Origin of the sequence: Methylophaga lonarensis MPL (assembly GCF_000349205.1) — a bacterium.
Taxonomy (GTDB): domain Bacteria; phylum Pseudomonadota; class Gammaproteobacteria; order Nitrosococcales; family Methylophagaceae; genus Methylophaga; species Methylophaga lonarensis.
This window is the reverse complement of the sequence record NZ_APHR01000032.1, coordinates 13,434-29,936: the sequence shown is the minus strand read 5'-3', so window position 1 is coordinate 29,936 and position 16,503 is coordinate 13,434. Positions and strand designations below refer to the sequence as shown.

The window sequence follows — 16,503 nt, the reverse complement described above, 5'->3', positions numbered from 1 at the left end:
ACTATTGAACGCTGCTGAATTTGTCACCGAAGGTATCTCTAGCAGGAAGCACGTCAAGTGTCTCAACAGAGAGGCTAATAAGAGCAGTCAGATCATCTTGAGTGAATTTTTCTGTCCTGCGCAGTTCAGGGCTGGAACTCTGCTCGGGATGCCAGATGGTCACAGTCACGGCTTCAAGGCCTTCAGGCACACTGAGCCTGGCCCGACCAGTCTCATCGGATACAGCGACATTTCGACTGTTCGCCACATAAATGTATCCAATCATCGAATCATGGATGTTGCAACCAATGAGAACAACACCAGGATTGGGAAAATCTACAGGTCTTTCTGGCCGATCCGCATACAAGCGTAACTCAAAAGTTTTAGCCTCAGAGAATGAATAGACGTGATGACGGATGTTATCACTGTTGGGAAAATCAATTTCATCGCCGGCTTTAATAACCAAAAACTCTGGCACAAATGCCTTGTTCACTTGATCGATGATATGCAATGTTGAGGAACGCGCCTCTGGTTCAGTAACTTCAATTTCAATCACTGCACCGGGAAGCGGTTGTTGGAGATGATTGTGAATCTGCATATCTATCATTGTTTCAGCAGACACAACCGTGCAGAAGCCGACAGCCATCACTAGAGCCGGCAAGTGTTTCATCAATCTATCCATGTTTATGTTCTTCTTCGTCAGTGTTGACCGATTGTGCATGACGCGACACAAACATTCAACACAATAAAATTGTGGGCAATATGATTGCGAAACATATTCAAAGAAGGGGTATAAATTGATATACATCCCTCTGAGTTTTTGTTTCGATAGCATCTACTTCATCGAAACGTGCACCCGTTAATTGTGGATATTCGGGACCACCACAACTAAGTTATTCATCGAGTGCACACTTGATCAACACTGTTCTGCGATCAGATTTATTGTGAACCTCAAATGAAAAGCGTTTGCTGTTCGTGAAACAGCCAATGAATGTTTTGTGAATATAGGCAAAAAAAAAAGGCCCTTTTCAGGGCCTTTTTTGTTTTGCAGTCGGTGTTGATTAGTTGTTGACGATAAACTCAACACGACGGTTCAGAGCACGTCCCTCAGCTGTGGTGTTGTCAGCAACTGGGTAGCCTTCACCCATACCGACAGGGATCAGACGGTGACGGGTAATGCCTTGGCTTACCAGATAGTCAACCACTGACTCGGCGCGTTGTTGTGACAGACGCAGGTTGTAGTCTGCGCTACCAACGCTGTCGGTGTGACCTTCAACACGTACTTCAACACGCTCGTCTGTATCTCTCAGAGCAGTCACGGCTTGGCCGAGGGTACGTTCTGCAGCAGGTGTCAGCTTAGCACTGTCGAACTCGAAAGTTACGCCAGTCAGTGACAGCAGCACAGTGTCCTTAATCGGGCAACCGTCTTTGTCAACCATCATGCCTTGTGGAGTGCCTGGGCACAGATCACGGTAGTCAGGTACACCGTCGCCATCACTGTCAAGCGGGCAACCAACGCTGTCTACTTGAACACCAGCTGGAGTGCCAGGGCATTGATCAATACCATCAACCACGCCGTCGCCGTCAGAATCCATTGCACAACCACGTGCATCAAGCAGAGCACCTGGAACTGGTTCGATTTCACAAACTACAGGAGCTTCTTCTACTACGGGTGCAGCTTCGACTTTGTCGTTAGGACAAAGCAGCAGCGCCAGCATACCACCCACAATTGCGCCACCAGCGGCAGCTTGACCACTGCTGCTTGATGTTGCGGCACCTGCAGCACCACCCACCAGAGCACCGGCGGCTGAACAGAGAAGATAATTATCACTACTACGCTGGTTTGGGCCAGCACAGCCCGCTAACAGGCCGAGGCTGAGCACGGCTGCTGTCATTTTGGTGAATAGATTCATAGACAAGTTCCTTGGTTAATGGCTTTTGAAAACTTCTTATACCTGCTGAACACCTATCCGCAGGCCCTGCGCCACAGACACAGGATTGCACACAATGATATTACGAATTAATTTCAGTGTCTAACAGATTAAATCGTAAGCCTTATTGACCTTTTTTGTGTGTGGTTATATCCGACCGATGACAGAATTGTCATCTACCTCAATTGCCAGCGTTGGCATGTCCGGATCCTGAGGCAACTCGCCTGCTTCCGCGCCAAGTTTGATCATCAAACGAACCTCATTGGCTGAATCGGCATTTTTCAGTGCATCTTCGTAAGTGATTTCGCCAGCCTTGTACAAATCATAAACAGCTTGATCAAAGGTTTGCATTCCGAGTTCTGTTGAGCGTTTCATGACGTCTTTGATTTCTGATACCCGTCCTTTTTCAATAAGACTGCCGATCAAAGGTGTGTTGAGCATGACTTCGACAGCAACCGTGAGGCCACTGCCATCTTTCTTGCGGATCAGGCGTTGCGCGACTACAGCTTTAAGGTTCAGAGACAAATCAAGAAACAGTTGCTTGTGACGATCTTCAGGGAAAAAGTTGATAATCCGGTCCATCGCCTGATTGGCATTATTAGCGTGTAAGGTAGACAGACAGAGATGCCCGGTTTCGGCAAACGCTACCCCATAGTCCATAGTATCGCGAGATCGAATTTCACCAATCATGATGACATCGGGTGCCTGACGCAGCGAGTTTTTCAAGGCGATGTCATAGGATTCGGTATCAATGCCCACTTCCCGTTGAGTGACTACACAACTGGCATGTTTGTGGTCAAACTCGATGGGATCTTCAATTGTTAAAATGTGGCCTGTGCTGTTTTGGTTGCGATAACCAATCATCGCAGCCAGCGTGGTGGATTTACCGCTACCGGTGGCACCGACAAAGATCACCAAACCGCGTTTGGTCATCGCCAGTTCCTTGATGATTTCAGGTACGTGTAACTCTTCGATAGTCGGTATTGTGTCCTTAACCAGGCGAAGCACCATGGCAATGCGACTGCGTTGATAATACGCACTGACACGAAATCGTCCTGCACCTTTGGTATCAATGGCGTAATTACATTCCTTTTCCCGCTCAAAGATTTTTTTCTGCTCGTCTGTCATGGTGCTGAGCACGAGTTCTCGAGCCTGCTCATCGTTTAAAGGGTCTTGAGACAAAGTGGCCATCCGGCCGCTGACTTTGAGTGTCGCAGGCCGACCAGAAGTGATAAAAATATCGGAAGCGCCATGCTTGGTCGCGGCCTTAAGAATAGTAATAATGTCCATGACAACTCCTGGGTCTGTGATCGCTCATCGCCATCGCTTCAGGCGGTTCACTCATTCTATATAGTTATTGCCAAGCTGCAGAATAAGCTCCTGCTCATAGGCTTGAGACACTCATTTCTTTTCCTGCAGACACCGACTGGAAGCTGACTAGTCATGCCGAAAAAGATCAACCGCTGCTAACGAAACAGATCTTTGTTCACCGCTCGCGGTTGTGCTTCATGTTTGGTAATCAGTTGTCTGCGTACCAAATCCTGCAGACATTGATCCAGCGTTTGCATGCCCAAGGCACCACCCGTCTGAATGGCAGAGTACATCTGCGGCACCTTGTCTTCACGAATCAGGTTACGAATTGCCGGTGTTCCAATCATGATTTCATGCGCCGCGACGCGTCCCCCGCCGACTTTCTTGAGAAGCGTCTGGGAGATGACCGCCCTGAGCGATTCGGACAGCATGGAACGCACCATATCTTTCTCGGCGGCTGGAAACACGTCGATAATCCTGTCGATGGTTTTGGCTGCCGATGATGTGTGCAGCGTGCCAAACACCAAGTGACCGGTTTCAGCCGCCGTCAGTGCCAGGCGGATGGTTTCCAGATCACGCAACTCACCGACCAGGATAATGTCGGGATCTTCACGAAGCGCGCTACGCAGGGCTTCACTAAAACCCAGCGTATCGCGATGCACCTCACGCTGGTTGATCAGACATTTTTTACTTTTGTGGACAAACTCAATTGGATCCTCAATGGTCAGGATATGTTCGTTATCCTTCTCGTTTCGGTAGTCGATCATCGCTGCCAGAGTGGTAGATTTACCTGAGCCAGTCGGTCCGGTAACCAACACGATACCCCGATGATTATCCGCAATTTGCTTAAATATATCGGGTGCAGCCAGCTGTTCCAGCGTCAGAACCGTGGAAGGAATTGTCCGAAATACCGCTGCTGCGCCGCGATTCTGATTGAAAGCATTGACACGAAATCTTGCAAGTCCAGGCACTTCAAATGAAAAATCCGATTCGAGGAATTCTTCAAAGTCCTTGCGCTGCTTGTCGTTCATGATGTCGTAAATCATCGCGTGGACTTCTTTGTGCTCCATCGGCGGCAGGTTGATCCGCTTGACATCGCCATCGACACGAATCATCGGAGGCTCACCAGAGGAGATATGCAGATCAGAGGCTTTGTTCTTTGCACTAAACGTCAGCAATTCAGTAATATCCATTCACATCCCCTAATCTGGTGTTGGCTGTAGCGGCCATCCACTGAAACCGCAAAGTTATAAAGTAGCGCGCCAACCCAAGGCTTGCAACATGACAGAGATAAAAAAGAGACTTAGTACCATTGTTCAGCAAATTCGTGATGCTGAACAACAGGCTGGCCGACCTGAAGGCAGTGTCAAACTGCTGGCTGTGAGTAAAACCTGGCCCGCTGAAAGGCTCAGGCAGCTTGCCGAGGCCGGGCAGCAGGCTTTTGGTGAAAACTACCTTCAGGAAGCTCTCGATAAAATAGAGCAACTCGCTGATTTATCTATTGAGTGGCATTTCATTGGCCCAATCCAGTCCAACAAAACGCGCGATATTGCAGGGCATTTTCAGTGGGTGCACAGTGTGGACAGATTGAAAATTGCACAGCGGCTGAATGATCAGCGTGATCCCAGTGCAGCACCACTCAATATCTGCATTCAAATCAACATTGATGAAGAAGATACTAAATCAGGCATCGCTGCCGATGAACTGAACGCCCTGGTGACAGCCATCTTGCCACTGAAGCAACTCAAACTCAGAGGGCTTATGATCATCCCGGCGCAACACGATAGTGATGAACAGCAGCGGCAGAGTTTTCAGAAGGCACGCGCATTATTCGAACAATTGAAAACGCTGGCCCCGGATGTCGATACACTGTCCATGGGTATGTCTGGTGACATGCCCATCGCAATTCAGGAAGGCAGCACCATGGTACGCATAGGAACCGCATTGTTCGGCGAACGAAACCGCCAAATTAGCTGACTCGTTATATAATCAGCGCAGCCAGACAACCCGTTTTATTCAGGAAAACTGTTTGATTATGAAAGAATGCATCATCAGCTTTATCGGCGGCGGCAACATGGCTCGATGTCTGATCGGCGGTCTCATTGCCAACGGCTTCCCTGCCAACAAGATTCGAGTCGCAGATCCCAACAGTGAAACACTCAACTCACTAGCAGCCGGTTACTCAGTCAACATCTATCAGGATAACGTCGCGGCCATCAAAGATGCTGATGTCGTTGTACTGGCCGTGAAACCACAACAAATGCAATCGGTGGTTCGATCGCTTGGTACCCACTGGAAACCGGAGTGTCTGCTGATATCGATTGCGGCGGGTATTCGGCTGAATGCCATCAGCCGTTGGCTTGCGCACGCTGATGCCGCTATCGTCCGCACCATGCCGAATACGCCTTCACTGGTTCAGGCCGGAGCCACCGCCTTGTTTGCCAACAGTCATACCCGTCATGATCAACGAGAGCTGGCCGAAGGCATCATGCGCGCTGTTGGCCTCGCAATCTGGCTGGATGATGAACAGCACATGGACGCCGTCACAGCATTGTCCGGTAGCGGTCCCGCTTATTTTTTCCTGGTCATGGAAGCAATGGAATCCGCTGCCAAACGACTTGGACTGGATGAAAACACAGCCAGAATGCTTTGCCTGGAAACAGCTTTCGGCGCAGCTAAAATGGCACTTGAAAGCGGTGATAACGCGGCGACATTGCGACAAAAAGTGACCTCACCTGGTGGCACTACCGAGCGGGCTATTCATGAACTTCAAGATGGTGGACTCACAGGTTTGTTTGAAAATGCTATGGTGGCTGCAGCTTTGCGCTCCAGAGAACTCGCCGATCAACTAGGACAGGACCATGAGCAATAATTATTTCACCAATCCCCTGGTGTTTCTGATTGAAACCGCATTCTTTCTGTACATGATCCTGCTGGCATTGAGATTGCTGATGCCATGGGCACGCTGGGATTATCATCATCCCATCTCACAATTCATCGTTCGTTTTACCCAGCCACCATTAAACTTGCTGAGAAGCTTTATCCCGGCAATTGGCCGACTGGATACGGCCACACTGGTACTGCTGATTATCGTCACCATGATAAAACTACTTCTGGTGTCGATGCTTTTTGGTTACTTGCTCGGCCCTATGGCGTTGATTCAACGTTCGATTGCCGAGATTTTCTCACTGTTTATCACCCTGTTCACCGTCACTATCCTGATTGAAGTGGTATTGAGCTGGATCACGCCTCCCGGCAGTCATAATCCGGCGGCTAACCTGATTCGTCGACTCAATGCACCGCTGCTGGAACCGGTCAGAAAAAAAATGCCGTCCACTTCCGGGCTGGATCTGACACCTCTGGTCGTGGTGATAGGTTTGCAATTGCTGCACATGCTGGTACTGCCATTACTGTTGCTTGGCCTGTGACTTTATTGCACTGGGATCCTGCTGACATTAGACTTTGTCATTTATTTCGGGAATAGAACACCATGCCGGACACATTGCCAGCCGACTCGGTCGGCCTGGTATCACCCGCCACACTGCATGTGGACAAACCACTGCAGCTAGACTGTGGGCGCACACTCAACAACTATCATCTGATCTACGAAACCTACGGCACGCTCAACCAGGAGAAAAGCAACGCGATACTGATCTGTCATGCGCTATCTGGTGATCACCATGCTGCGGGTTATCACAGCATGCAGGATCGCAAACCTGGCTGGTGGGACAGTGCGATAGGACCCGGAAAGCCGATAGATACCAATCATTTTTTTGTTGTCTGCCCGAACAATCTGGGTGGCTGTAAGGGGTCGACCGGCCCCAATACCATCAACCCTGAAACGGGACGCCTGTATGGTCCTGATTTCCCGATTGTCACGGTTGCAGATTGGGTGCGCAGTCAGGCCGTATTGGCTGATCACCTCGGCATACAACAATGGGCTGCGGTAGTGGGTGGCAGTCTTGGTGGCATGCAAGCATTACAATGGGCTATCAGCCTGCCGGATCGACTGCGCCATGTGTTGATTATTGCCGCCGCGCCTAAATTGTCTGCACAAAATATAGCCTTTAATGAGGTTGCCCGTACCGCCATCAAATCTGATCCTGACTTTCATGAGGGTCACTATGCGGAGCACAACACCATCCCGGCACAAGGCCTTGGCCTGGCTCGCATGTTGGGTCACATCACCTATCTGTCTGACGAAGCCATGGGCCAGAAATTTGGTCGTGAATTGCGCAGTGGCGCACTGCAATATGGTTACGATGTCGAATTTCAAATCGAAAGTTATCTGCGCTATCAAAGCTCCAGTTTTGTCGGTCGCTTTGATGCCAATACATATCTTTTAATGACCAAAGCCCTTGATTATTTCGACCCTGCACGTGATTTCAATGATGACCTGACTGCCACAGTCGCTTCGATTCAGGCACGCAGTCTGGTGATTTCCTTTACCAGCGACTGGCGGTTTTCACCGCTGCGTTCGGTAGAAATCGTCAATGCCATGATTAAAGCCGGCAAACATGTGACTTACGCAGAAATAGAAGCCAATCAGGGGCATGATGCGTTCCTGATGCCCATCACGCGCTATATGGAAATTTTTGGCAGTTACATGAAAAAAATCGCTTCTGAGGTGCCTTCAGCATGAGTCTGCGGATAGATTTGCAAATTATCAGCGACTGGATCCCCGATGGTGCTCGGGTACTGGATCTGGGCTGTGGCAACGGCACGCTGCTCAAACACCTGCAGCAGCGAGGTATTAGTGGCTATGGACTGGAAATCGATAATGGCAACTTTGCTGAGTGTATCGCTTCGGGTGTCAATGTCATTCAAGCCGATCTGGATGAGGGTCTACCGTTATTTGCCGATCAGAGTTTTGATTTTGTCATTCTGTCGCAAACGCTTCAGGCAATGGCCAGACCGGACTTTTTGCTGGATGAAATCATGCGTGTCGGCAAACAAGGCATCATCGGCTTTCCCAATTTTGGTCACTGGCTATGCCGCTGGCAATTGAGCATTAATGGCAAAATGCCTGTCTCGAAAAGCCTGCCCAATGCCTGGTACGACACGCCCAACATTCACCTGTGTACCATTGCTGACTTCGAAAAAATGTGTGCTGACAAGCATCTGGAAATCATCAATCGCAGCATCGTCAATCATGCCCATAAGGACACGCTGGGCATAAGATTATTACCTAATCTGTTTGGACAGATTGCCGTCTATCACATTCAAAAGCAGAATTCATGAAAGCCTACCAACAGCAATTTATCGACTTTGCACTCTCCACTGGCGTATTGCGTTTCGGTCAGTTCACGCTTAAATCAGGTCGTATCAGTCCATATTTCTTTAATAGTGGCTTGTTCAACAGTGGTGCCAGCCTGGCTCGCCTTGGACGCTTCTACGCACAAACCATTGTTGAATCAGGCATTGCCTTTGATGTGCTGTTTGGTCCGGCCTACAAAGGCATTCCGCTTGCCTCAACTACCGCCGTCGCCTTGGCGGATCATCATCAGCGTGATGTGCCCTATGTATTTAATCGCAAAGAAGCCAAAGATCACGGTGAGGGCGGACAGTTGGTCGGTGCACCACTCAACGGCAAAGTATTGATTATCGACGATGTGATTTCGGCGGGAACCTCCGTCCGGGAGTCTGTGGAGATCATTCGCGCAGCAGGTGCTGAGCCTGCTGGGGTGGTCATCGCTCTGGATCGCCAAGAGCGTGGCAAAGGACAAATGTCAGCAATACAGGAAGTTGAACAACAACATGGGATTCCGGTGATTAGCATTATCAACCTTGATGATCTGCTGCGCTATCTGGCTGAGGACTCAAGTTTGCCGGTTGAAACGCTGCCAGCCGTTAAAGCTTACCGAGCAGAATACGGCGTCTAACCCGCGATTAATTTGATCGCAATCAACAAGGTAATCACCTCAAAAGCACGTTTAATCCAGCGATTGCCATGCTTGATAGCCAGATGTGAGCCCAGATAACCGCCCAAAAGTGAACCTGCCAGCAACGCAGGCAGCCAATCCCAACGGATTTCAGCCAGCATCCCCAGCGTAATCGCGCCCGTTCCATTCCAGAATAAGCCCACCATAATCAGCGTGTAGGCAACCGCACGCTGATAATCCATACCAAACCACAAGATCAGCCAGATTGTCACAAACAAGCCACTTCCAGAAGTCAGCGAACCATTGATAACACCCAGCAGGAATAGGACAGTACCACCCTGAAGAAACTGTTTACGCTGCCGGTTTTTAGGTTGGTATTGCTGACCAAGTTGCGGTTTGAATATCGAATAAATGCCAAGGCTACCGGTCAACAAGCCCAGTGAAATCTCAGCGGCACGGTCAGGCACATGCAAAATCAGCAGCCCACCCAATACCACACCCGGTAAACCAGCAAACAGCAATAGCAGTACAAACTCGCGTTCAAGCCGACTGGAGCGCCAATAGCGAATCGCAGCGCCCAAACCCAGCGCAACACTGGCGACTTTATGGGTCGCCAGCGCCACCGAAAAACTTAAACCCAGAAATATCAATAGCGGGAACTGGATGAGTCCTGCCCCTCCTCCGCTGAATGCCGAAAAGGTATTGGCTATCAAAGAAATTAAAAACAGGATAAATTGGTCTATAACACTCAACTAACAGATCTCTTCTATTGATGAACAGCTCACTTCGCATCCTCTCTTTGATCACAGCCCTGAGTCTATTTAGCTTGTCTGTGACCGCTGCTCCACTATATCGATTTATCGACGAGGATGGCACAACCACGCTGAGTCGCAGTCTACCACCCCATATTGCGCCAAAAGGCTACGACATCCTTGATGAAAACACCATGCGTTTGATTGAGCGTGTGCCGCCGGTGCTCACTGAAGCCGAACGGGCAGAGCAACAGCGTCTTGAACGAGAGGCAGCAGCACAGCGAGCCGAGGCAGAATTATCCGCAAGAGAAGCCGCTGAAGCGCGTCGACTCCAGCGAATTTATGATCGAAACCTGTTAAGTACCTACCAGTCAGAAGCTGAACTGATCTCGGTCAGAGATACGGATCTGCAACACAGACAACAACGCATCGAACGGCTTCAGGCGACACTTCCAAAACTGGAAAACCAATTACGAGAACAACAACGCCTGGCTGCTGAATCCGAACTCAGTGGCCGTCCGGTCAGTGACAACCTGAAAAGGCGAATATCAGCGCTGGAACAGGAAATCAACCACAACCAGGTGACCATCGCCAATCAACAAAACGAGCTCGAGCAGCTTGAGCTGCAATATGAAACGGAACGGCTGAGACTGTTGGAGCTACTGGCTATTCGAAACGACAATTAAACCAGCGTATCGAGAACACTCAACAACAGCTGGTTTTCTGACTCTGTGCCCACGGTGATACGCAGGAATTGATCAATCCGGGGCTTTTTAAAATGCCTGACAATCACACCTTCTGCCCTGAGCGCTGATGCCAGTGACTGTGCGTCGTGACTTGGGTGACGTGCAAATACAAAGTTTGCCGCTGATGGCAGAACTTCAAAGCCCATTTCTGTGAGACCAGTCGTTAACTTTTCACGGCTGTGAATGACTTTCTGACATGTCTGTTCAAAGTAGGCCTTGTCTTCGTATGCTGCCACACCGGCAGCTGAGGCCAGCATATCCAGTGGATAAGAATTAAAACTGTCTTTGACTCGAATCAATGCTTCAATGAGATCGGGATGGCCCGCAGCAAAGCCAATTCGCATACCTGCCAGCGAGCGTGACTTTGACAAGGTTTGTGTCACCAGCAAATTCGGATACTGGTCAATGAGTGCTATTGCCGACTCACCACCAAAGTCTATATAAGCTTCATCAACCACCACCACACTGTCTTTGTGGGTGTTCAGCAGTGTTTCAATCGCTTCCAGCGACAATAGGCAGCCGGTGGGCGCATTGGGATTTGGAAAGATAATGCCGCCGTTGGTTTGTGCATAATCAGCGACATCAATCCTGAAATCATCGGTCAGCGGAACACTACGATAATCGATCTGGTAAAGCTGACAATAGACCGGATAAAAGCTGTAGGTAATGTCCGGAAATAATATCGGTGAGTCGTGCTTTAAAAGCCCGTGAAACACATGCGCCAGCACTTCGTCTGAACCATTACCAACAAAAACCTGTTCAGGCAGAATGCCATGATAATCAGCAATCGCCTGTTTTAATGTCTGTGAAGCCGGATCCGGATAAAGTCGCAACCGGTCACTGACGCCAAGTCGAATCGCTTCCAGTACCTTTGGCGATGGTCCGTAAGGATTTTCATTGGTATTCAACTTGACCAGATTACTGCCGCGCGGTTGTTCCCCAGGAACATAAGGGTCGAGTTGATGAACGATACGACTCCAAAAACGGCTCATAGCCTTGACCTAGTCCTTAAGACGATATTCAGCAGAGCGTGCGTGTGCCGTCAATGACTCACCACGCGCCATTACAGAAGCAATTCTACCCAGCTGCTGCACACCTTGTTCAGACACCTGAATCAGGCTGGAGCGCTTCTGGAAGTCATATACGCCCAGAGGTGAACTGAATCTCGCAGTTCGCGATGTCGGCAAGACATGGTTGGGTCCCGCGCAATAGTCGCCAATCGCTTCAGGGGTGTATCGACCCATAAAAATTGCACCGGCATGGTGAATTTTCTTGGCCATGGCCATCGGCTCATCAACGGATAACTCAAGATGCTCCGGAGCGATAAAGTTACAAACCTCTATGGCCTCTTCCATATCACGCACATGAATCAATGCGCCACGATTATTCAATGATGTTTCGATCATTGCTGCACGTTCCATGGTCGGCAGCAGCTTCTCGATTGAGGCTTTGACCTGTTTCAGGAAGTCCGCATCTGGTGACAGCAGAATTGATTGCGCATCTTCGTCATGCTCTGCCTGTGAGAACAAATCCATGGCGATCCAGTCTGGATCCGTTTTGCCATCACAAATCACCAAAATCTCTGAAGGCCCGGCAATCATATCAATGCCGACCGTACCAAATACCATGCCCTTGGCGGTGGCAACGTAAATATTGCCTGGCCCGACAATTTTGTCGACTTGCGGAATGGTCTCTGTGCCGTAAGCCAGCGCCGCAACCGCCTGAGCACCACCAATGGCAAAAATACGATCAACCCCGGCTACCGCAGCAGCAGCCAGCACCAGCTCATTGACTTCACCATCCGGCGTTGGCACCACCATGATCAACTGTTCAACACCGGCAACCTTGGCTGGAATGGCATTCATCAGTACAGACGAAGGATAGGCAGCTTTACCGCCAGGCACATACAAGCCGGCTTTTGACAGAGCAGTCACCTGTTGACCCAAGACTGTGCCATCGGCTTCCGTATACGCCCATGACTCCTGTTTTTGATGCTGATGGTAACGACGAATCCGTTCTGCCGAAGTTTCCAAGGCTTGTCTTTGATCAGCAGGCAAGTTGCCCAGTGAGGCATGAGCCCGATTCAACGGAATTTCCAGTTCGGCCATGGTGGTGGCCGTCACACGGTCAAAACGACGGCTGTATTCCAACACGGCATCATCACCACGCTGTTTACATCTGCCAGAATTTGTTTGACTGTCGTGGTTACTTTTTCGTCGGACACGCCTTCCCAGGCCAACAATGCTTCCAGTTGTGGCCAAAAGTCAGTGTCTGCTGTTTTTAGCTGTCTTACATCAGTCATCAGTTTCTTTCTCTTACCGCCGTGCGGATTTGTTCAATAAATGTCTGGATGGTTGCGTGTTTCATTTTCATAGAAGCCTTATTGACCACCAGTCGCGAGCTGATATCCGCAATATGCTCCATTGGCTCAAGGCCATTGGCACGCAGTGTGTTTCCTGTGTCGACCACATCAACAATGCGATCGGCCAAACCGACCAATGGCGCCAATTCCATCGAGCCATAAAGCTTGATGATTTCTACCTGTTCGCCTTTTTCAGCATAAAAACGCCGGGTACTTTCAACAAACTTGGTGGCCACCCGCAGACGACGATTCACAACTTCGGTGCCTGGTTTGCCCGCAGTCATCAATTTGCAACAAGCGATTTTGAGGTCAACAGGCTCGTAAAGTTCTGCCTGTGGGTGTTCCATCAATACATCTTTACCTGCCACCCCGAGGTCTGCGCCACCGTATTCTACGTAGGCAGGTACATCTGAAGCGCGAACAATGATCAAACGAACATTAGGCTGGTTAGTAGACAGGATCAGCTTACGACTGGTTTCAGGATCTTCAAGCGGTTCGATCCCGGCAGCCTTGAGCAAAGGCAATGTTTCCTGAAAGATACGCCCCTTGGACAGGGCCAGCGTCAATGTATCAGGCATATCATGCTCTCATTGCGTTGGGCACTCGACGAATTCTGGCCCCCAGCTGTTGAAGTTTTTCCTCAATACACTCGTAGCCACGGTCGATGTGGTAGATGCGTTCAACATCTGTTTCACCTTCGGCAACCAGCGCTGCCAGCACCAGGCAGGCTGAAGCGCGCAGATCGGTTGCCATGACCGGGGCCGCCGTGAGCTGCTGTTGGCCCTGGCAGACTACGGTGTTACCTTCAATCTGAAGCTTGGCGCCCATTCGCTGCATTTCCTGAATGTGCATGAACCGGTTTTCAAACACCGTCTCAACAATAGTTGCTTGTCCTTCAGCGACACTGTTGAGTGCGGTAAATTGTGCCTGCATATCTGTCGGAAATGCGGGATAGGGTGCGGTACGAATATTGACGGCCTTCGGACGACGACCTTCCATATCCAGGCTGATCCAGTCATCACCAACTTCTATTTTTGCGCCTGCTTCTTCCAGTTTAAGTAAAACCGCTTCCAGCAAGTTGGCATCAGTATTTTTCAACTTTACCCTACCGCGGGTAATCGCGGCAGCAACTAGGTAGGTGCCGGTTTCGATTCTGTCCGGCAAAATCTTGTAATGGGCACCTGAGAGTCGCTCAACGCCTTCAATCTCAATTGTGGCAGTGCCTGCTCCGCTGATTTTTGCGCCCATTCGATTCAGGTAATCAGCGAGATCGACGACTTCAGGTTCGCGTGCAGCGTTTTCAATAATGGTAGTGCCTTTTGCCAGCGTTGCCGCCATCATGAGATTTTCTGTACCCGTCACCGTCACCTGATCCATGAAAAGGTGAGCACCTTTAAGGCCATTTGGTGCAGTGGCTCTGATATAGCCATTCTCAACCTTGATATCGGCCCCCATTTGCGTTAATCCACGCAAATGCAGGTCAACCGGACGAGAACCAATGGCACAACCACCGGGCAGCGAGACATCAGCCTTGCCATATTTGGCCAGTAGTGGTCCAAGCACCAGAATGGAAGCACGCATGGTTTTAACCAGGTCATACGGCGCTTCCGTGACGGTCAGCGTTGTCGGGTCAATTTCCACTCCAGAACGCTCATCAACCGTCAGTGAAACCCCCATTCTGCCAAGCAATTCAAGTGTGGTGGTGATGTCATGCAGATGAGGCACATTGCTGATGCGTACCGGCGAGTCAGCAAGTAATGCACCCATCAAAATCGGCAATGCAGCATTCTTTGCACCAGAGATGCGTATTTCTCCATCCAGTGCAACACCGCCTTTAATTAAAAGTTTATCCATGTAGTGTATTCAGTGATGCTGCAGCCTAGCGCGGCGCAGATGTTTTAAGAGCCAGTGCGTGTAGTACGCCACTGGTAAAGCTGTCGCCAAGTGTTGCCTGAACCATTTGATGCTGCTGAACCAGTGATTTTCCGGCAAATGAGGCACTGACAACTCTAGCCTCAAAATGTTGGCCATCATCACCCAATACTTCGACTTGTGCATCAGGCAGTCCTGCCTGGATCATGTTCTTGATTTCTGTTGCGTTCATTGTTGCTTAGTCACCCAGTGGGAGAAACTCTTCAAGCCCGCTGGCATTAGCGATCGCCAGCATCTGTTTGGGCATGTTGCGAAAACAGACTTCTTTCACACTGCCATTAGCATGGCGCATCAGATCGATCAGCAAAGCCAGCCCCGAGCTATCGCTTCGAGTCACCTGCTGCAGATCGACTTCGATTTTGTCAGCGTCGTTGAGCAGTTGTTTTGCCTGTTTGAGCATGGGCGGCACCGTATCCATCACCATTTCACCGCCGATGCTCAGCACCTTGGTCTGCGGATCAAAGTTCAAGCTATAGGCTTCAGTCACTGCTGACTTCATGATCTGATTCGCTCGTTACGCTCAGACAGGCTCTGAATCAGGGCTTCTATACCGCCATTGCGAATTTCATTGGCGAAGGTAGAACGGTAGTTGGTAACCAGGCTGATGCCTTCAATACGCACATCATAAACCTTCCACTCTCCATCTTTATTCTTATAGAGCGCCAGATTAACTGAGACGGGAGGGCGGCTGGACTGGATGACTTGCATAGGCACATTGACACGACCACTGTCCAGATCATCACGAAATGGCAAAAAGCGCAGCTCTTCGTCGGTGTATTCCAGCATTGCCGTGGCGTAAGTACGCACCAACAGCAAACGGAATTCTTCGACAAACTGTTCACGCTGTTCTGGGCTGGCTTCATTCCAGTTACGCCCCAGTGCCAGACGGGACATTCTGGCAAAATCGAAATGAGGTAGAACGACTTCCTCAACTAAATCGTAAATCTGCTGATGGTCCTTTGCCAGCTCCTCTCGTCTGTCGAGAAGCACCGCCAGAACCTTTTCGGAAGCTGTTTTGACAATAAGCTGAGGCTCTACCAGATCATCAGATGCCTGCGAAACAGACGCAAAAATGCTCATGGACAGCATTACAAGGGCAGCCAGCAGCCACTTGAAACTGTTTGATATCGATGTATTCATCATTAGTTACCTTCCGCCACACTGTATAGGAATTGACCAATCACCTGCTCAAGCACCAAGGCTGATTGGGTCAACATTAATTCATCCCCATCCTGGAGGTAAAAGTCATCAGCACCGGCATCCAGGCTGATATATTGCTCACCTAACAGACCCGCAGTGAAGATACTGGCAGATGTATCTGCCGGGATATTATCGAACTGCGGATGCATGTTAATGGTGACTTTTGCGTTATAGCTGATGGGATCCAGCTCAATCGCTGCCACCCGACCAACACGCACACCGGCCATTGTCACCGGTGATCTTACTTTGAGACCACCAGTATTCTGAAATTGCGCCGTTATCTGATAACCACGCTCATCAGAAAAATCTGCGAGGTTGCTGACTTTCATTGCCAGCATGAATAACGCACCAATGCCCAGAGCAACAAACAAACCGACCAATATTTCGGTACTTTTCTTCTGTAACATC

General features: G+C 49.7%; 19 protein-coding genes and 1 pseudogene. 7 read left to right on the top strand and 13 right to left on the bottom strand.

Going from position 1 to position 16,503, the window contains the following annotated elements:
* Window position 1: 1 nt before the first annotated feature.
* The 4 genes from MPL1_RS06450 to MPL1_RS06435 all read right to left on the bottom strand — a co-directional run bounded on the left by MPL1_RS06450 (window position 2) and on the right by MPL1_RS06435 (window position 4,414).
* Window positions 2–814 carry a methylamine utilization protein gene (locus MPL1_RS06450; RefSeq protein WP_235045544.1) on the bottom strand — a complete coding sequence of 271 codons (813 nt, stop codon included), beginning with the start codon at window positions 812–814 and terminating at the stop codon, window positions 2–4.
* A gap of 226 nt (window positions 815–1,040) precedes the next feature.
* Window positions 1,041–1,892, bottom strand: coding sequence for an OmpA family protein (locus MPL1_RS06445; RefSeq protein WP_009726317.1), 852 nt, complete (start codon window positions 1,890–1,892; stop codon window positions 1,041–1,043).
* Window positions 1,893–2,057: 165 nt separating this feature from the next.
* A complete protein-coding gene (locus MPL1_RS06440; protein WP_009726316.1) occupies window positions 2,058–3,200 on the bottom strand; it encodes a PilT/PilU family type 4a pilus ATPase in 1,143 nt (380 codons plus the stop codon).
* Window positions 3,201–3,376: 176 nt separating this feature from the next.
* A complete protein-coding gene (locus tag MPL1_RS06435) occupies window positions 3,377–4,414 on the bottom strand; it encodes a type IV pilus twitching motility protein PilT (RefSeq protein WP_009726315.1) in 1,038 nt (345 codons plus the stop codon).
* Between the two features lie 88 nt (window positions 4,415–4,502).
* Here MPL1_RS06435 and MPL1_RS06430 point away from each other — a divergent pair, with 88 nt between their 5' ends.
* From MPL1_RS06430 to pyrE, 6 genes are all read left to right on the top strand, one after another.
* Window positions 4,503–5,198, top strand: coding sequence for a YggS family pyridoxal phosphate-dependent enzyme (locus MPL1_RS06430; RefSeq protein ID WP_009726314.1), 696 nt, complete (start codon window positions 4,503–4,505; stop codon window positions 5,196–5,198).
* A gap of 58 nt (window positions 5,199–5,256) precedes the next feature.
* Window positions 5,257–6,093 (top strand): pyrroline-5-carboxylate reductase, encoded by an 837-nt coding sequence (gene proC / locus MPL1_RS06425; RefSeq protein WP_009726313.1) that lies wholly within the window; start codon window positions 5,257–5,259, stop codon window positions 6,091–6,093.
* The gene (locus MPL1_RS06420) at window positions 6,083–6,649 is read left to right on the top strand and encodes a YggT family protein (RefSeq protein WP_009726312.1); all 567 of its coding nucleotides are present in this window, start codon (window positions 6,083–6,085) and stop codon (window positions 6,647–6,649) included. Before proC ends, MPL1_RS06420 begins: the two co-directional genes overlap by 11 nt.
* A gap of 62 nt (window positions 6,650–6,711) precedes the next feature.
* The gene (metX, locus tag MPL1_RS06415) at window positions 6,712–7,863 is read left to right on the top strand and encodes a homoserine O-succinyltransferase MetX (protein ID WP_009726311.1); all 1,152 of its coding nucleotides are present in this window, start codon (window positions 6,712–6,714) and stop codon (window positions 7,861–7,863) included.
* Window positions 7,860–8,462, top strand: a complete 603-nt coding sequence (metW, locus tag MPL1_RS06410; RefSeq protein ID WP_009726310.1) for a methionine biosynthesis protein MetW — start codon at window positions 7,860–7,862, stop codon at window positions 8,460–8,462. The genes metX and metW overlap by 4 nt, the downstream gene beginning before the upstream one ends.
* A complete protein-coding gene (gene pyrE / locus MPL1_RS06405; protein ID WP_009726309.1) occupies window positions 8,459–9,103 on the top strand; it encodes an orotate phosphoribosyltransferase in 645 nt (214 codons plus the stop codon). Before metW ends, pyrE begins: the two co-directional genes overlap by 4 nt.
* Here pyrE and MPL1_RS06400 read toward each other — a convergent pair.
* Window positions 9,100–9,855, bottom strand: coding sequence for a sulfite exporter TauE/SafE family protein (locus MPL1_RS06400; protein ID WP_040576938.1), 756 nt, complete (start codon window positions 9,853–9,855; stop codon window positions 9,100–9,102). The two genes, pyrE and MPL1_RS06400, sit on opposite strands and share 4 nt — an antisense overlap.
* 20 nt (window positions 9,856–9,875) lie before the next feature.
* Here MPL1_RS06400 and MPL1_RS06395 point away from each other — a divergent pair, with 20 nt between their 5' ends.
* On the top strand, window positions 9,876–10,541 hold the full coding sequence (locus MPL1_RS06395) for a DUF4124 domain-containing protein (protein ID WP_009726307.1): 666 nt from the start codon (window positions 9,876–9,878) through the stop codon (window positions 10,539–10,541).
* Here the strand turns inward: MPL1_RS06395 and hisC are convergent.
* The 8 genes and pseudogenes from hisC to mlaD all read right to left on the bottom strand — a co-directional run bounded on the left by hisC (window position 10,538) and on the right by mlaD (window position 16,502).
* Window positions 10,538–11,593 (bottom strand): histidinol-phosphate transaminase, encoded by a 1,056-nt coding sequence (gene hisC / locus MPL1_RS06390; protein ID WP_009726306.1) that lies wholly within the window; start codon window positions 11,591–11,593, stop codon window positions 10,538–10,540. The genes MPL1_RS06395 and hisC overlap by 4 nt on opposite strands.
* Window positions 11,594–11,602: 9 nt before the next feature.
* Window positions 11,603–12,903: pseudogene (gene hisD, locus MPL1_RS06385) on the bottom strand (histidinol dehydrogenase).
* On the bottom strand, window positions 12,903–13,541 hold the full coding sequence (hisG, locus tag MPL1_RS06380; RefSeq protein ID WP_009726305.1) for an ATP phosphoribosyltransferase: 639 nt from the start codon (window positions 13,539–13,541) through the stop codon (window positions 12,903–12,905). The pseudogene hisD and the gene hisG overlap by 1 nt, the downstream one beginning before the upstream one ends.
* A gap of 1 nt (window position 13,542) precedes the next feature.
* Window positions 13,543–14,817 (bottom strand): UDP-N-acetylglucosamine 1-carboxyvinyltransferase, encoded by a 1,275-nt coding sequence (gene murA / locus MPL1_RS06375; protein ID WP_009726304.1) that lies wholly within the window; start codon window positions 14,815–14,817, stop codon window positions 13,543–13,545.
* A gap of 25 nt (window positions 14,818–14,842) precedes the next feature.
* A complete protein-coding gene (locus tag MPL1_RS06370) occupies window positions 14,843–15,067 on the bottom strand; it encodes a BolA family protein (protein ID WP_009726303.1) in 225 nt (74 codons plus the stop codon).
* Between the two features lie 6 nt (window positions 15,068–15,073).
* Window positions 15,074–15,394, bottom strand: a complete 321-nt coding sequence (locus tag MPL1_RS06365; RefSeq protein WP_009726302.1) for an STAS domain-containing protein — start codon at window positions 15,392–15,394, stop codon at window positions 15,074–15,076.
* Window positions 15,391–16,038 (bottom strand): MlaC/ttg2D family ABC transporter substrate-binding protein, encoded by a 648-nt coding sequence (locus tag MPL1_RS06360; RefSeq protein WP_009726301.1) that lies wholly within the window; start codon window positions 16,036–16,038, stop codon window positions 15,391–15,393. The genes MPL1_RS06365 and MPL1_RS06360 overlap by 4 nt, the downstream gene beginning before the upstream one ends.
* The gene (gene mlaD, locus MPL1_RS06355; RefSeq protein ID WP_009726300.1) at window positions 16,038–16,502 is read right to left on the bottom strand and encodes an outer membrane lipid asymmetry maintenance protein MlaD; all 465 of its coding nucleotides are present in this window, start codon (window positions 16,500–16,502) and stop codon (window positions 16,038–16,040) included. Before mlaD ends, MPL1_RS06360 begins: the two co-directional genes overlap by 1 nt.
* Window position 16,503: the final 1 nt, after the last annotated feature.

Excerpts from the sequence above, each read along its gene's own strand:
- MPL1_RS06450 (WP_235045544.1), bottom strand. The coding sequence starts at position 814 with ATGCTATCGAAACAAAAACTCAGAGGGATGTATATCAATTTATACCCC.
- MPL1_RS06445 (WP_009726317.1), bottom strand. The coding sequence starts at position 1,892 with ATGAATCTATTCACCAAAATGACAGCAGCCGTGCTCAGCCTCGGCCTG.
- MPL1_RS06440 (WP_009726316.1), bottom strand. The coding sequence starts at position 3,200 with ATGGACATTATTACTATTCTTAAGGCCGCGACCAAGCATGGCGCTTCC.
- MPL1_RS06435 (WP_009726315.1), bottom strand. The coding sequence starts at position 4,414 with ATGGATATTACTGAATTGCTGACGTTTAGTGCAAAGAACAAAGCCTCT.
- MPL1_RS06430 (WP_009726314.1), top strand. The coding sequence starts at position 4,503 with ATGACAGAGATAAAAAAGAGACTTAGTACCATTGTTCAGCAAATTCGT.
- proC (WP_009726313.1), top strand. The coding sequence starts at position 5,257 with ATGAAAGAATGCATCATCAGCTTTATCGGCGGCGGCAACATGGCTCGA.
- MPL1_RS06420 (WP_009726312.1), top strand. The coding sequence starts at position 6,083 with ATGAGCAATAATTATTTCACCAATCCCCTGGTGTTTCTGATTGAAACC.
- metX (WP_009726311.1), top strand. The coding sequence starts at position 6,712 with ATGCCGGACACATTGCCAGCCGACTCGGTCGGCCTGGTATCACCCGCC.
- metW (WP_009726310.1), top strand. The coding sequence starts at position 7,860 with ATGAGTCTGCGGATAGATTTGCAAATTATCAGCGACTGGATCCCCGAT.
- pyrE (WP_009726309.1), top strand. The coding sequence starts at position 8,459 with ATGAAAGCCTACCAACAGCAATTTATCGACTTTGCACTCTCCACTGGC.
- MPL1_RS06395 (WP_009726307.1), top strand. The coding sequence starts at position 9,876 with ATGAACAGCTCACTTCGCATCCTCTCTTTGATCACAGCCCTGAGTCTA.
- hisC (WP_009726306.1), bottom strand. The coding sequence starts at position 11,593 with ATGAGCCGTTTTTGGAGTCGTATCGTTCATCAACTCGACCCTTATGTT.
- hisG (WP_009726305.1), bottom strand. The coding sequence starts at position 13,541 with ATGCCTGATACATTGACGCTGGCCCTGTCCAAGGGGCGTATCTTTCAG.
- murA (WP_009726304.1), bottom strand. The coding sequence starts at position 14,817 with ATGGATAAACTTTTAATTAAAGGCGGTGTTGCACTGGATGGAGAAATA.
- MPL1_RS06370 (WP_009726303.1), bottom strand. The coding sequence starts at position 15,067 with ATGAACGCAACAGAAATCAAGAACATGATCCAGGCAGGACTGCCTGAT.
- MPL1_RS06365 (WP_009726302.1), bottom strand. The coding sequence starts at position 15,394 with ATGAAGTCAGCAGTGACTGAAGCCTATAGCTTGAACTTTGATCCGCAG.
- MPL1_RS06360 (WP_009726301.1), bottom strand. The coding sequence starts at position 16,038 with ATGATGAATACATCGATATCAAACAGTTTCAAGTGGCTGCTGGCTGCC.
- mlaD (WP_009726300.1), bottom strand. The coding sequence starts at position 16,502 with ATGTTACAGAAGAAAAGTACCGAAATATTGGTCGGTTTGTTTGTTGCT.